Origin of the sequence: Streptomyces sp. NPDC059037, from assembly GCF_042740015.1 — a bacterium.
Taxonomy (GTDB): domain Bacteria; phylum Actinomycetota; class Actinomycetes; order Streptomycetales; family Streptomycetaceae; genus Streptomyces.
In genome coordinates this window covers 1-12,597 of sequence record NZ_JBHYIG010000281.1, presented here as the reverse complement: position 1 = coordinate 12,597, position 12,597 = coordinate 1, and the positions used below count along the sequence as shown (strand labels likewise).

General features: G+C 69.5%; 9 protein-coding genes. 2 read left to right on the top strand and 7 right to left on the bottom strand.

Going from position 1 to position 12,597, the window contains the following annotated elements; all coding sequences use genetic code 11:
* The first annotated feature begins 309 nt into the window (after positions 1-309).
* On the top strand, positions 310-927 hold the full coding sequence (locus ACFWY6_RS37610) for a GNAT family N-acetyltransferase (protein WP_384700238.1): 618 nt from the start codon (positions 310-312) through the stop codon (positions 925-927).
* A 117-nt stretch (positions 928-1,044) separates the two neighbouring features.
* Here ACFWY6_RS37610 and trxA read toward each other — a convergent pair whose 3' ends face one another.
* The 7 genes from trxA to ACFWY6_RS37575 all read right to left on the bottom strand — a co-directional run bounded on the left by trxA (position 1,045) and on the right by ACFWY6_RS37575 (position 10,885).
* A complete protein-coding gene (gene trxA, locus ACFWY6_RS37605) occupies positions 1,045-1,377 on the bottom strand; it encodes a thioredoxin (protein ID WP_135332065.1) in 333 nt (110 codons plus the stop codon).
* A gap of 43 nt (positions 1,378-1,420) precedes the next feature.
* The gene (gene trxB, locus ACFWY6_RS37600; protein ID WP_384700236.1) at positions 1,421-2,380 is read right to left on the bottom strand and encodes a thioredoxin-disulfide reductase; all 960 of its coding nucleotides are present in this window, start codon (positions 2,378-2,380) and stop codon (positions 1,421-1,423) included.
* Between the two features lie 183 nt (positions 2,381-2,563).
* The gene (locus ACFWY6_RS37595; protein WP_384700234.1) at positions 2,564-3,589 is read right to left on the bottom strand and encodes a hypothetical protein; all 1,026 of its coding nucleotides are present in this window, start codon (positions 3,587-3,589) and stop codon (positions 2,564-2,566) included.
* Positions 3,586-4,320, bottom strand: a complete 735-nt coding sequence (gene sigM, locus ACFWY6_RS37590; RefSeq protein ID WP_365497525.1) for an RNA polymerase sigma factor SigM — start codon at positions 4,318-4,320, stop codon at positions 3,586-3,588. Before sigM ends, ACFWY6_RS37595 begins: the two co-directional genes overlap by 4 nt.
* A gap of 32 nt (positions 4,321-4,352) precedes the next feature.
* On the bottom strand, positions 4,353-6,062 hold the full coding sequence (locus ACFWY6_RS37585; RefSeq protein ID WP_384700232.1) for a serine/threonine protein kinase: 1,710 nt from the start codon (positions 6,060-6,062) through the stop codon (positions 4,353-4,355).
* Between the two features lie 118 nt (positions 6,063-6,180).
* Complete coding sequence (murJ, locus tag ACFWY6_RS37580) at positions 6,181-8,460, bottom strand: murein biosynthesis integral membrane protein MurJ (RefSeq protein WP_384700230.1); 2,280 nt, start codon at positions 8,458-8,460, stop codon at positions 6,181-6,183.
* 46 nt (positions 8,461-8,506) lie between these two features.
* Positions 8,507-10,885, bottom strand: coding sequence for a DUF6049 family protein (locus ACFWY6_RS37575; protein ID WP_384700240.1), 2,379 nt, complete (start codon positions 10,883-10,885; stop codon positions 8,507-8,509).
* 192 nt (positions 10,886-11,077) lie between these two features.
* On the opposite strand from ACFWY6_RS37575, the gene ACFWY6_RS37570 reads away from it, so the two are divergent.
* Positions 11,078-12,520 carry a CCA tRNA nucleotidyltransferase gene (locus ACFWY6_RS37570; protein ID WP_384700228.1) on the top strand — a complete coding sequence of 481 codons (1,443 nt, stop codon included), beginning with the start codon at positions 11,078-11,080 and terminating at the stop codon, positions 12,518-12,520.
* Positions 12,521-12,597 lie beyond the last annotated feature (77 nt).

Here is a 12,597-nt window from a genome sequence, read left to right as displayed (position 1 = left end):
TGGTGTGAGTGTTTTTGTCTCCCCCCCCCGGCGGTGGCGCGTCACCCCCCCCCCCCCCCCCTATTTTTGTTTTATTCCGCTATCGATGGAATCGCATCGTGGATACGATGCGATCGGGTATGGCGCATCCAGCTGACGGCACCTCATTGGGGAGGCGGGGGCCATGCGATCGGTGAGCCGCACCGGACTGATGACCGCGGGCCTTGGGCTGGGAGCGGTCGGCGGATTCGTCGGCAGCCTGCTGAAGGAACGGAGCGCTCTGACTGCCGCCCGCGAAGCCGCTGGCGAAGGAAGTGAGGAACCGCCTTCATGGGGCGTCGGCTCGTACCGCTCACGCTGGACAACCTCCCGGACCTTCCCAAGCGCTGCCGGTCGTGCGTCTTCTGGGAACTGGACCCGGTCAGCGGCCAGGCCGCGGTAAAGGCCGGCACGCCCGAGCTGGAGAAGGAAGCCTGGATCTCCGCCGTCCTGCTGGAGTGGGGATCCTGCGGCCGCGTCGTGTACGTCGACGAGGTGCCAGTGGGCTACGTCCTCTACGCACCCCCGGCGTACGTGCCCCGGTCCATCGCGTTTCCCACGAGCCCCGTGTCGCCGGATGCCGTGCAGCTGATGACCGCCTGGATCATGCCGGACTACCAGGGCCAGGGGCTCGGCCGGGTGATCGTCCAGACGGTGGCCAAGGATCTGCTGCGCCGCGGCTTCAAGGCGATCGAGGCCTTCGGCGACGCCCGCTGGGAGAAGCCCGCCTGTGTGCTGCCCGCGGACCATCTGCTGGCGGTCGGCTTCAAGACGGTCCGCCCGCATCCCTCGTATCCCCGGCTCAGACTCGAGTTGCGTACGACGCTGTCCTGGAAGGAAGACGTCGAGATGGCGCTCGACCGACTCCTCGGCGCTGTACAGAAGGAGCCGGTACTCCGACCGCTCTGAGCCCAGCCCTGTCATGCGAATGGGCCAACCCCGGAGGGTTGGCCCATTCGTGTTTCACGTGAAACAACGTCACGCGGCGGCGGCGCTCGTCGGTCGGCGCCCGCCACTCATCGCTCGTTACTCGGCGATGAAGTCCGCGAGGTCGCGCTCAAGAGCAGCCTTCGGCTTGGCGCCGACGATGGTCTTGGCGACCTCGCCACCCTGGTACACGTTCAGGGTCGGGATGGACATGACGCCGTACTTGGCGGCGATGCCCGGGTTCTCGTCGATGTTGAGCTTGACGATCTCGATCTTGTCGCCGTGCTCGGCCGCGATCGCCTCGAGGGACGGGGCGATCTGACGGCACGGACCGCACCAGGCGGCCCAGAAGTCCACCAGGACAGGCTTGTCGTTCTTGAGGACGTCTTCCTCGAAGGAAGCGTCGGTCACGTTCTTCAGGGTGCCGGCCACGGCGGGCTCCTTAACTTGGTGGGGCGGTGGGGAAGAAGGGATGTCAGACGGTGGCTGCCGCGGTCTCGCTGTCCGTGAGGGCGGCGAGGAAGCGCTCGGCGTCCAGGGCGGCGGAGCAGCCGGTGCCGGCTGCCGTGATGGCCTGGCGGTACGTGTGGTCGACGACGTCACCGGCACCGAAGACACCGGTCAGGTTCGTCCGGGTCGAGGGGGCCTCGACCTGCAGGTAGCCCTCGTCGTCCAGCTCGAGCTGGCCCTTGAAGAGCTCCGTACGCGGGTCGTGGCCGATCGCGATGAACAGGCCCGTCACCGGCAGCTCGGAGGTCTCACCCGTCTTGAGGTTGCGCAGCGTCAGACCGGAGAGCTTCTGCTCGCCCTTGATCTCGGCGACCTCGCTGTCCCAGACGAACTTGATCTTCGGGTCGGCGAACGCGCGGTCCTGCATCGCCTTGGAGGCACGCAGGCTGTCGCGACGGTGCACGATCGTCACGGACTTGGCGAAGCGGGAGAGGAAGGTCGCCTCCTCCATCGCGGTGTCGCCACCACCGATCACGGCGATGTCCTGGTCCTTGAAGAAGAAGCCGTCGCAGGTCGCGCACCAGGAGACGCCGCGGCCCGACAGCGCGTCCTCGTTCGGCAGACCGAGCTTGCGGTGCTGGGAGCCGGTCGTCACGATCACGCTCTTCGCGCGGTGCACGGTGCCCGCCGTGTCCGTCACGGTCTTGATCTCGCCGCTCAGGTCGACAGCGATCACATCGTCCGGAACCAGCTCGGCGCCGAAGCGCTCGGCCTGGGCCCGCATGTTGTCCATGAGCTCGGGGCCCATGACGCCGTCCTGGAAGCCGGGGAAGTTCTCCACCTCGGTGGTGTTCATGAGCGCACCACCCGCGGTGACGGCGCCCTCGAACACCAGCGGCTTCAGCGACGCGCGTGCGGTGTAGAGCGCCGCCGTGTAGCCGGCGGGCCCGGAGCCGATGATGATCACGTTACGGACGTCGGTCACGGCTTGATTCCTCGTCTCTGGAGACTGCTGCGTACTGCTGGTGGGTGCCCTGTCTCAGGTCTCTCACCCCACCCAACGGATCCTACGGGGCTTGCATTCCCGACGTGTCCGGGCGCACGTAAGCATGTCAGGGACGGCGGCATGCCCCTGCACGACCGCGCTCCTCTTGGCGGGGCGGAGAGGTCAGGGCCGGGCGTAGGAGTTCGTCAGCAGGATCTTGCCGGTGGCGGTGGACGACGACGGCTTGTCGGTGCACGTCGCGTCGATGACGTACGCGGAGACCTTGGTGCTGTCGGAGTCATGCGACGCCACGACGAGGTAGGCGTCCTTCCCCTTGTACGTGCCCTCCTCAGCGGCGATCGGCGTCCTGGCGCCGAGGCCTCGCTGGACGCACTCCGGCACCGAGACCGCCGCCTCACGCATCGGTGAGTTCTCCTTGGGGGACTCCGGGCTCGATCGCACGTCGAAGGACGACTTGCCGGCTTCGGGCTCGGCAGCCGGGTTCTTGGCGAGGAGGTCGGTCACCTGGCCCTTGAGCCTCTCCTCGGAGAAGGCATGCGCGGAGGCGGTGTGGTCCGACGAGGTGCCGGCTGTCCCGCCCGAGCCGCCGCCCAGGTTCTGCATCAACAGCGTTCCGAGGCCGATGGCGGCGGCCGTGACGACGGCCCCGAGAACGGCAGTGCGCCGACGTCCGCCCCGGAGCCGGCTCCGACGCCCAGGTCCGGTGGCCGCACGAGGGTGTCCGGCGGGCCGGTCTGCGGACGGACCGGGGGTGGGAGTGACCGCCGGCTCGGCGGAGCCGGGCGATGTTTCACGTGAAACACGCGCGCCAGCGGTCAACGCGGTGTCGGGAGCATCGGTCTCGGTCTCGGGCGCGAGCGAGTCGGGCGCGAGCGAGTCGGACGTGACCGAGTCGGCCGTGAGGGATTCAGGCGGGAGCGACTCAGGTGTGATGGAGTCCAGCAGCGCCTCCGCCGCCAGCGCCGCGTCGATGCGTCCGGCGACATCGGCGGGCATCCGCGGCGGACCCGGCAGCGTGCCGAGCATGCCGCGGATCTCCTCCAGTGACGCGTAGACATCGGCGCAGAGCTCGCAGTCGTCCAGATGCCGCCGCACGTCGAGGGTGCGGGCAGGGGCGAGCAGCCCTTCCGTGAGGTCGGAGATCTCAGCGACTTCTGGGTGCCCGGCCGAGTCGGTCGTGGTCGTCACGCTCGCCCACCTCCGCCCTTCACAGCAGCTGAATCGCTTGGTCCCGCTTCCCGTGGCCCCGCTGCAGGTGGGACGGATGTCCCCTGCGTCCGGTTCCTTCCCGGGTCCGGCTTCTTGCCGTTCTGGTCCTCGCCGCCGTCTCCGCTCGGCGTACGCGTCTCCGTACGCAGGTGGGTGAGCAGCGGCAGCAGTCTGGCTCTGCCGCGCGCGCAGCGGCTCTTCACGGTGCCGGTGGGCACATCGAGCACGCGGGCCGCCTCGGCCACCGGATAGCCCTGCATGTCCACCAGGACGAGTGCGGCGCGCTGGTCGTGCGGCAGTGTGCCGAGGGCCTCGATGAGCTGGCGGTGCAGATCCCCCCGCTCGACGGGGGCCGACGCCGACTCGTGCGGCTCGAGAAGCTGCTCGAGGCGTTCGGTGTCGTCGATGGGGGAGGTCTTCCGCGATGCCGCCTTGCGCGCCCGGTCGAGGCAGGCGTTCACCGTGATCCGGTGCAGCCACGTCGTGACGGCGGACTGACCGCGGAAGGTGTGCGCGGCACGGTAGGCGGATACCAGGGCGTCCTGGACGGCGTCCGCGGCCTCCTCGCGGTCCCCCAGCGTGCGTAGGGCGACCGCCCACAGGCGGTCGCGATGGCGGCGCACGAGCTCACCGAAGGCGTCCTTGTCGCCGGCCACGTGGCGGGCCAGGAGGTCCTGATCGCTCATCTCGCCGTGCGTGGTGTCATCCACCGTCGAACCCCCTCCCCCCGGTGAGCCCACCCTCAGTCCGTGAACTTCACGTCCGTGATGGCCTGCTTGTACCCCGCGCTGCTGTACTCATCACGGGGCGACTTTGGTACATCGGTCAGCCAGACGAGCACGTACTGCGTCTTGACCGGCTTCTCCGCCTTGACCTTCAAGCTGTGGCCGGTGGTCTTGGCGGTCCCGATCTCCTTCATCGCGGTCAGCGGCGTCGAGGAGGACATCGAGTCCGTGGCGTACAGCTTGACCGTCGTGTGGTCGCCCTCATAGCGGAGCCCGATCGACGCGGTCGACACGTCCTGCTCCTTGCCGAGGTCGTAGACGATACCGACGCCGGGCTTGTAGGGCGCGAGCGTGGGACCGTCTATGAAGCTGTTGGTCCGCCAGTACGTCGAGTCGTCGCCGTCGTGCGTCTTGGACACGCCTTCGGGGTTCTGCGCCTGACCCTCGGCCACGTACTCGTCCGCGTCCTGGATCTGGAGCGGCTTCCCGGGCTTCGGCTTGTTCTTGTCGCCGTCGTCGGAGGTGTCAGTCGAGCCGGGGTCGTCGTTCTTCCCCCGGTCCATGAGCGCGTCCGCCAGCTGCCAGCTGCCGAGACCAAGGGCCGCGATGAGGAGCGCCGACACGGCCCACTTGAGGGCCTTGCCCGTACGGCTCTGCAGCGGGGGCGGCGGGGTCGGCACCGGCTGGGTGACGCCGGGACGGGCCGCGGGGCGGCCGTAGGTGCCCTGCTGGTACGTCGTGCGCTGGTACTCGGGCGGTGCGGTGAACGCGGGCTCCGGAGGGCGGATGCGGGGCATCTCGCCGATGGCCTTCACCAGTTCCTCCGGCGTCGTGCAGGGAGGCTCCTGGCGGGATGCGGTCGCACCCTCGTTGACGAGCGCGCGCATCGCGAGCTCGGAGAGGCCCCTGTGCACGCCCGCACGCACCTGGTCGGGTGCGATCAGGCCGACACCCTTGGGAAGCCCCGAGAGGCCGTACGCATCGTCCTCGTAGGGCCAGCGCTGGGTCAGCGAGGCGTACAGCAGCGCGCCGATCGCCTCCGTGTCCGAGCGCTGTGGGGTGTCCGAGCTGATGCCTCGGAGCGCCGCGTTCACGGCGAGGCCGCGGATGCGGTACTGGCCGGTCGACGTCCTGAGGACGGCGCTCGGGGTCAGCCGCAGGTGTGCGAGGCCTTCGCGATGGGCGGCAGCCATGGCCTGGGAGACCTGGCTGACGAGCTGGTACGCGTCGTGCGCCTCGAGAGGGCCCGCGGCCAGCAGTGCGGTGAGTTCCGTGGCGTCCGGCAGCCACTCGTGGACGACGTAGACGAGGTCGTTCTCCTCGACCGCGTCCAGGACGTGCACAAAGCGGGGATCGCCGAGCAGCGCCGACGAGCGCGCAGCGGCGAGCACCGATCGTGCCCGCGGATGGTCGGCGGGCAGCAGATGTACGCCGACGGCCCGGCGGAGTTTCTCGTCCACCGCGCGCCAACTGCTGAAACCGTCCAGACGGGTGACGCACTCTTCGAGTCGATAGCGTCTGGCGAGCTTGTGACCGCTGTGCAGCTCGGGGGGTGATGCCGCCCCCGAGCTCGTGGGCTCGCCGGTCTCTGCTGCGCCTTCTTCTGCCGTTTCCCGCTCCCGGGTCTGGGCCACCCCGTCGGCCGTGGCCTGCTCCGCCTTCGCGGTCAGCGGCTCATCGCCGCTGTTGTCTGCCACGTCGACGGCAGCCGTGCTCCGTTCCGCCACCGTCGTTCCTGCCTCCCCATCCGTTGCGCTTCGTCAGACGCCAAAGCCAATTGTGCCCACAGTCCGGCGCTATGCACGACACGCGGTGGCCGGTGATGGTTGTGCGGACCCCTCGAACTCACCGTCCGAGGCGGCCGCGCACCATCCCGACCATGGAGTTGAGCTCCGCGATCCGCATGCGCTTCGCGGCGATGAAGAAGACGCCGAGCAGCACCGCACCGCCCACGATCAGCGCCGTCAGTGAGCCGAGGACGCCCTGACCGAGCCCCTGAGTGACGGCGTACGCGGCGGCGCCGCCGAGCAGCGCTCCGGGCAGCGAGGCGATGCCGAGACGGGCGTACGTACGTAGGACGTGGGCGCCGTCCAGGTCGCCGCCGAGACGCTTCCGCAGCCGCTGCCAGGCGACGCCCACGCCGATGGCGTAGGCGAGGCCGTAGATGGCGGCCATGCCCGTCACCGCCCAGCGGGTGGGCAGCAGGAAGTAGCAGGCCGTGGAGGCGGCGGCATTCACGGCGGCGACGATGACCGTGTTGTAGAAGGGTGTCCGCGTGTCCTCGTAGGCGTAGAACGCACGCAGCACGACGTACTGCACAGAGTAAGGGATCAGGCCGAGGCCGAAAGCCATCAGCATGTAGCCCATGTTCGTGGCCTGGGCACTGCCGGAGGAGCCGAAGATCAGCGTGCACATCGGGATGCCGAGTGCGACGAATCCGAAGGCGACGGGCACGATCGCGACCGCTGTCGTGCGCAGGCCCTGCGAGACGTCGTCGCGGACGGAGCCGGTGTCACCGTCCTGTGCCGAGCGGGACAGGCGGGGCAGCAGGGCCGCCATCAGGGAGACCGTGATGATCGCCTGCGGGAGTCCCCAGATGAGCTGGGCGTTGGCGTAGGCGGCGAAGCCGATGCCGCTCGTCGAAGGCAGGTCGACGGTGGCGGCGGTGGCCAGCTGGGTGACGACGAGGGCGCCCGCCTGGTTGGCAAGGACGAACAGGATCGTCCACTTGGCCAGCTTGGCGGCCTTGCCCAGGCCGTGGCCCTTCCAGTCGAAGCGCGGACGCAGCTTGAATCCGGTCTCGCGCAGGTAGGGGATCATCGCCAGGGCCTGGACGACGAGGCCGAGCAGGACACCGACGCCGAGGAGCCGTTCGGCCTCCGGCGGGATGCTGGTCACGGTCATGCCGGACGACGCCGACGATCCGTAGACCCAGATGAACATGCCGAGCGTGGCGATGATGACGATGTTGTTGAGGACCGGCGTCCACATCATCGCGCCGAACTTGCCGCGCGCGTTGAGGATCTGGCCCATCACCACATGGATGCCCATGAAGAAGATCGAGGGCAGGAAGTAGCGCAGCAGCGTCGTACCGACCTCGGTGGCCGCCGGGTCGTTCGCGACCGGCACGGACATCACCCGGACCAGCTGCGGAGCCAGCACGATGCCCAGGACGGTGAGGACGCCGAGCGCCACCATGACGAGGGTCAGCAGGCGGTTGGCGTACGCCTCGCCGCCGTCGTCGTCCGTCTTCATGGAACGCACCAGCTGCGGTACGAACACGGAGTTGAGGCCGCCGCCGACGGTGAGGATGTAGATCATCGTCGGGATCTGGTAGACGACCTGGAAGGTGTCACCTAGCAGTCCGACGCCGAGCGCCGAGACGATCAGGGCAGAACGGATGAAGCCGGTGAGACGCGAGACGAGCGTGCCGGCGGCCATCACCGCACTGGACTTCAGCAGGCTCGATGCGCGGCCACCACCGCTCGACTTCGGGGCGGGCGCCGGAGCCGGGGCCGCAGGGGCGGGGACGCCCGGCGGCTCGGGCGGGTGGTAGCCATCGGGCTGCTGGTGGCCGTTGCCCTGGGGGTAGCCGTCCTGGTTGCCCTGGGGGTAGCCGTCCTGCGGATAGCCATCGGGCTGCTGGTAAGCGGCGCCCTGTGGTTCGCGGTAGCCGCCCGGCTGCTGGTCGCGGAAGAGGTGGGCGAAGGCGTCCGGCTCGTGGTGCTCCTCGCCGGCCTGCGTGACCAGGTCGTCGACGCCCACGAACTGGGTCGTACGGGCATCGTCGCCGTACGGAAGGTGCCGGGTCGGACCGTCCGGCTCGGGAGCCGGGGTCTGGGCCCACACGCGGGGGTCCGGCGCGTGCTGAGGGGATGGCGGCTGGGCGTAGAGCGGCTGCGGGTCCTGGTAGTAGCCGGGGGGCGGCGGGGGGTGCGCGGCGCGGTCGTACAGCGCCTCGGTCACCGGGTCCTGGGCGCTGAGGTCCTGCGCGCGGTAGGGGTCCTGGTCGTAGGCGTCCTGGAGGTACACGTCCGGGGCCGGCTGCGGTGGCATCTGCCCGTTCTCAGGGGGGCCTGAACCGCCCGCGCCCTGGCCACGGTCACCGTCGTACGGCGCGTTCATGGATACCCCACCTCATCGTCCCCGGGCCCACCGGCCACGACATCGCTCAACGGTCCACTCTCTCACCCGTGTCCGACGGGTCGGTGCTTTCCGGAGCGGTGTCCGGTGTCGGGTCACTCGGCTGCTCGGGGTCGTCGTCCCCGGTCTCGGTGCCGGACTCGCCGTCCGGGCCGTCGTCGGGTCCGTGGTCGGAGCCGTCGGACGCGGCCTCCTCGGCCTGCTTCCTGGCGGCGCGCTTGCGCTGGGTGTACATCCGGAACCCGGCGAGCACCAGGAGCAGGACGCCACCCGCGATGACCAGCATCACGGTGAGGGTGATCTCGGTGACGTTCACGTCGAAGCGGACCGCTTCGCCGTACGGCTGACCGTCCTCGGTGTAGAGCTGGGCGTAGACCGGGACCGGGCCGTTGGCGTTGGCGGTCGTGGTGAACTTCACCGACTGGGCGTGGCCGCCCGCGATCTTGACCGGCTGTTCCCAGTAGGCCTCGCCGCCGATCTTCAGTCGCGTCGGGTTCTCCGACGTGAGGCGCAGCACCATGTGGTCGACGCCCTGGACCAGGTTGTTCTGGACCGTCACCGGGATCGTCGCGCTGCGGCCCGAGAGCTTCGCGTCGGACTTCTGGATCAGCCGCACCTGCTGGGTGAGCGTCGTGAGGTAGTTCTGCACGCCCCGGCGGAACCCGTCAGCCTCTGCGGCCCGGCCACGCCACGACGTGGACATCTCGCGGTCTATGGCCCGCCCGAAGGGAGTGATGACGCGGTCGGGCTCGCTGAGGATCGTCTTGAAGCGGTTGAGCTTGTTCTGGGTGTTCTGGATGTCCTGGAAGGCCGACCTCGGCAGCTCCTGCTTGCGCAGCGACGCCGGGTAGGAGCCGGCCGACGGCACCCTGGTCGTGGCCGCCGGGTCCGGCTTGGCCTTCGCCGCAGCCGTCAGGTCCTGCGGCTCCGACCAGCGCTCGCCGGAGAGGGCGGTGAGCGCCTTCGCCATCGACTGGGCCTGGCTGGCGGTCGGCATGCGCTGCGGGGCGACGACGATGCTCCGCTGCTTGTCCGGGTCCTGCAGGGTGACCATCAGGCTCTGGGCGAGGAACTTCTGCACGGCGAGCGTGGAGGTCTCGGCCCCTGTCATGTCGCCCTGGAACGCGGTGGAGAGCCCGGCGTCGGCCACCACGGCGGTCGTGCCGCCGCCGATGGGCCGTGCGGCGTTGGGCGTGTACGGCAGCCCGTCGGTCTCACGCAGGCTGTCGCTGCGGGCGATCACCGTGTGGGCGCCGGCGGAGGTGGAGACGTCGACGATCGACGGGTCGAGCGCGCCGTTCACCGGCCACGCGAAGTCCGACCGCGGCTTGACGTGGAGGATCGTCTCCACGGCCTCGGCTCCGACGTCGGTGGCGCCCTTGAGCTGGCCGAGGGACCCGCTGACCGCCTTGCCGTTGTGGGCGAGCGAGGCGAGGTCGGGGTCGGCGAAGGGCAGCGCGACGACCTTCTCGTCCTGCACGGTCTGCTCGAGGTCGTTCAGCCAATGCTTGGCGACCGCCTGGTTCCTGCCCGCGGTGGTCGACCTGCCGTCGGCGGTCCGCACCCGGTAGCTCCGGGTCATCGCGTCGACCGAGGCCAGCAGATCGGGGTCGACGACCCAAGTGACGTCGAGCTTGCGGCCCAGCGACAGCATCTGGTCGAGGCGGCCGCCGGGGGCGATCTCCTTGGCCAGGTCGTCGTCGGTGAACACGGGCGTCTGCTGCTCGTCCGAGCCGGTCTCCGCCGTGAGGTGCGACGTGGAGATGAGCGGCCACAGATACGTCGTCTTCGTCTTCGTGTCGGCGTCCTCCGCCTGCCACGGCAGGAAGGTCCGCTCGAAGCCGAGCACCTGTGACCACGGCTGGGCCGATGTCCGGCCGGTGAGGGAGACACCGAGCTGGTAGACGCCGTCGATGCCGAGGTCCAGCGCCTTGACCGGCACGGAGATGCTGAAGTCCTGGCGGACGCCAGGCGCCAGCTTGGAGACCTTCTCGACGTACTTGCCGCCGACCTCGGCTCCGTCGGCCCCGTCGGCCCCCGGCTGGTAGCCGGTGCGCTTGGCGGCCGCGTCGATCTGGCTCCGGCCGGTCAGGGCAGGACCGAGGCGCAGGCCGACCTCGGCTCCGGTCACCGTCTGCTTGCCGTTGTTGGTGACCGTGCCGGAGACGGTGACGGTGTCGTCTTCCGTCGGGGCGGTGGGGGTCAGCGAGTTCAGCGAGACGTCGACGGTGCTGGAACCGGTGGCCTTGGCCGCCGCGCCGGGCACGGCGGCATCCGCGACCGGCGCCGCAGGAAGCTGCAGCACACCGGTCAGCAAAGGGGCCCCAGCCAGCAGCGCTGCCGTGCGCCGCAGCCACCGGCGAGCAGGTGAGGGACTGGTCCCCGGGAAGTCTGCCGCCTCGGCCACGCGTTGCCCGTCCTCGTCGTCGTCAGTGGTCGTCGGTTGTGCGTCCACGCATGGTAACGAGGTGCGCTGTGGCGAAGTGCCGCGGACTGCTCCACATGATCGGAAGACCTGGCCGGGGAGGGGCGCGCGAACCGGGAGCGGCCCGGAAAACCGGGCGGACGGGGGTGCGCGGGCCACGTACCCTTTTCTGTTGTGCCGAACGCCAATGAAGAGAATCCCAGCGCACTGAGCCAGGTGCAGCGCCGCGCGGTCAGTGAACTACTGCGCGTGTCCCCTGTCGCGGACGACCTCGCCCGCCGTTTCCAGGAGGCCGGGTTCTCCCTTGCCCTGGTCGGCGGCTCGGTGAGAGACGCGCTCCTTGGCCGGCTCGGCAACGACCTGGACTTCACGACCGATGCCCGCCCCGAGGACGTACTGAAGATCGTCAGGCCGTGGGCGGATTCGGTGTGGGAGGTGGGGATCGCCTTCGGCACGGTTGGCAGCCAGAAGGATGGCTACCAGATCGAGGTCACCACGTACCGCTCCGAGGCGTACGACAGGACCTCGCGCAAGCCCGAGGTTTCCTACGGCGACTCCATCGAGGAAGACCTCGTACGCCGTGACTTCACCGTGAACGCGATGGCGGTGGCGCTCCCCGAGAAGGAGTTCATCGACCCGCACGGCGGGCTCGAGGACCTCGCCGAGCGCGTCCTGCGCACCCCTGGCACTCCGGAGGACTCCTTCTCCGACGATCCGCTGCGGATGATGCGGGCCGCGCGGTTCGCCGCGCAGCTGGACTTCGAGGTGGCTCCGGACGTCGTCGCCGCGATGAAGGCGATGGCCGAGCGCATCGACATCGTCTCCGCCGAGCGCGTACGTGACGAACTGAACAAGCTGCTCCTCTCGCCGTACCCGGCAAAGGGACTGGCTCTACTTGTCGACACAGGCATCGCCGAGCACGTTCTCCCGGAGCTTCCGGCGCTGCGCCTGGAGCGCGACGAGCACCACCGTCACAAGGACGTCTACGACCACTCGCTGATCGTCCTTGAACAGGCGATGGCGCTGGAGGAGGAAGGGCCGGACCTGACGCTGCGGCTCGCGGCCCTTCTGCACGACATCGGGAAGCCGCGGACGAGGCGCTTCGAGGACGACGGCCGGGTCTCCTTCCACCACCACGAGGTGGTGGGCGCCAAGATGACCAAGAAGCGGATGACGGAGCTCAAGTACTCGAACGAGCTCGTGAAGGACGTCTCCCGTCTGGTGGAGCTGCACCTGCGCTTCCACGGTTACGGCACGGGCGAATGGACGGACTCGGCCGTACGCCGCTACGTACGCGATGCGGGCCCACTCCTGAGCCGACTGCACAAGCTGACCCGGTCCGACTGCACGACCCGCAACAAGCGCAAGGCGAGTGCGCTGTCGCGCGCGTACGACGGCCTGGAGGAGCGCATCGCCCGCCTCCAGGAACAGGAGGAGCTGGACTCGATCCGCCCGGACCTGGACGGCAACGAGATCATGCAGATCCTGGACGTACGACCGGGCCCTGTCATCGGCCAGGCCTACAAGTTCCTGCTGGAGCTGCGGCTCGAGAACGGTCCGATGGAGCGGGACGCGGCGGTCGCGGCGCTCAAGGAGTGGTGGGCCGCGCAGGAGTGAGGTGGGGTTCGGGGGGGGGGTGGGGGGGGGTGGAGAAACCAACCACCGCGACCGCGCCGACACGGCGCGCGGGGGGC

What these genes read in the sequence shown, in the direction of transcription:
- murJ (WP_384700230.1), bottom strand. Translation starts at nt 8,460, where the DNA reads ATGAACGCGCCGTACGACGGTGACCGTGGCCAGGGCGCGGGCGGTTCA.
- ACFWY6_RS37610 (WP_384700238.1), top strand. Translation starts at nt 310, where the DNA reads ATGGGGCGTCGGCTCGTACCGCTCACGCTGGACAACCTCCCGGACCTT.